The organism is Bacillus sp. AFS018417 (assembly GCF_002560985.1).
GTDB classification, from domain to species: domain Bacteria; phylum Bacillota; class Bacilli; order Bacillales; family Bacillaceae_G; genus Bacillus_A; species Bacillus_A rhizoplanae.
The window spans coordinates 1-2,324 of the sequence record NZ_NTTM01000064.1 but is presented as its reverse complement, the minus strand read 5'-3'; the positions used below and the strand labels follow the sequence as shown (position 1 = coordinate 2,324).

General features: G+C 32.7%; 1 protein-coding gene. It reads right to left on the bottom strand.

Annotation, left to right across the window (positions count from 1 at the left end; all coding sequences use genetic code 11):
* Positions 1 to 527: 527 nt before the first annotated feature.
* Positions 528 to 1,931, bottom strand: coding sequence for an erythromycin esterase family protein (locus CN326_RS21480; protein WP_098311011.1), 1,404 nt, complete (start codon positions 1,929 to 1,931; stop codon positions 528 to 530).
* Positions 1,932 to 2,324: the final 393 nt, after the last annotated feature.

Sequence of the window (2,324 nt, the reverse complement as noted above, 5' to 3'; positions counted from 1 at the left end):
AAACTTTGCAACAGAACCAATTTGTTTAATTACGGAAGGCGAATCGTTAAGAATAGCATCTTACTTTTTAAAAATCGTTGTATTTTCTATACGAATTGAATCAACTTCACCACAATTCAAACAAAATGTGTAAATCTTATTAGAACCTTTAAATGAGCTTTTACTTGGCTTTACAAGCATATAATCTGTAGCTTCTGTAAATTTATCGTTTCCACATTTCTCACATTTTTTATTTTCCAATAAAACCCCTCCTATCGAAATATTGATACTTTTATTATACAAAAACATAATAAAAGTATGGAATAAAAACCCAATTTTACTCTATCTTTTCTAATAACTTTATTTGTTTTTAAATGACTTTATTATAAATTAAACAACTTTATTATCTCCGTACAAGAAACCCAAACATTTTGAAAAAAAGTTTGGTTAAAATGCTTAGGTTGTTTGTTGCTAGTGCATAATTTTTTATAAAAAAGTTTAATCATTTTCTACCTGTTTATTTTACAGAGTAAAGGACGCTCTTTCTTTTACTTAAGAACGGATGGCGAAGTCTTTTCTAACCACAGAATGCCATCATATTGTTCGATAGGAATCATGATTTCTTCTTGCGATTTTACTCCCCAATAACTTGCTGCAGTTGGGGTAAACATCCATGACGTTTCTGGTCGGTTACTTTCTCCCTTTAAGTTTACAAAGACATTTGGACTTCCGACAGTGCTGATTATTTTTTCGACACTTTGTTCTTCATGTTCAGTATGTACAGGAACAATTTCATCATTTTGATTGTTCCAACTGCTTCCACTATACGCAAATACGCCAATCGTGTACATTTGGTTTTTAATGCGCTGCGGAAGATAATCCATCATATTGGGGCATACAAAATTGTATTTTTGATACCCTGTATAGTCTAATATCATTTTCGAATTTTGTTTCCGAATATGATAATTATGTCCCCATACAATGATTTTTTTGTTTTTATATTGCATCTCAGTGAGCCATGCTAGATTTTGAGCCATTTTTTGATCTCGGATATAATCTGGAAATCCTGCAATGGTAGGAGGGATGATACCACCTTTTAATTTCATAAAACTATCTAGATGTGTTTTAATCGCATCGATACGTATATTGATTGATTTCTCAAGAAAATTCACGTCATAAGTAGGAAGAGGTGCAACTTGAGTTAATTCAGTTTTATGATTCTGAATAAAAGTTTTTACGTTTTCAAACTTGTTGATTACGGGCTGTATATCTTTTTTATATTGTTCATAGGGATATCCAATTTCAAGATCATAGGGATATCCAGTTTTAAGATTATAGTAATACTTATCCAGTTTGATCAACTCTGTTACTGCTGAATCTAGTTCACTCGCCACTTCAGGACTTAATTTTTGCAACCAGTCTTTCGCATACGGATGGAAGGAAGATCTGTAAAACAAATTCATATCAAAACCAGCTAATGTTAGTGGCTTTCCTTTTTCTTTTTGTTCTTTCATATAGGTAAACAATTGTTCAATTTCCTCTGTTTGCCATACACCTTCTAAAGATTGTTTCATAGCTTCCGTAGCGGTTAAGTGGTCAAAATTTTGCTGAACCGTACCTGCTTCCGCAAACCCTGATTCAAACGCAATTACATCGTATCCCAGTTCCTCATGTAAGTACTTAATCATACGTATTTTGGATTGATTCATTTCCTTCGCACCATGCGTGCTTTCGCCAAGTACAACAATACGCTTGTCCTTTACAGCCTCTTTTAGAAAAGATAAATCTTCCGTTGTTTGGGAAGTGGGTTCATTTAACTTTTTTGCCTGCCCATTTAACCATTCCTCCCATTTGGGGTGGTCAACTGGTTTTTCTGCTGCAAATGCAACAGATGTAAAGGTTGTACAGGCAAGAAGAGTACTCATTAGCCCGATTTTCCATTTTTTACGCACAACAACGCCTCCAAGCATCATATTTTACAAATTGAATAGAATTTGTATCAAAAATTTACTAATATACCATTATTTACAATAAAACATACATAGATTCTAAACAATATTAATATTCTAAAAATTTAAAAAGGATCCTTCAAACGTAGTAAAGAAAACCTTTTCTCTTAGCATCGTTTTACTTTCTTCAATCATACTCATCACTTCAGGTTCATTTACGGTATGTGGAATGATGAAAGTTCCTTCCGACTAACATTTGCATCTATGATTAGTGATAGCGCTCGGGTTTCTATCCATTTTTACGGGAATATTGATAAGATGAAAAAAGAAGAATACTTTTCTAATTAATTTAAAAGCGTTCGATAAATTACATAAAAAGGTTCTGTTGCAAAGTTT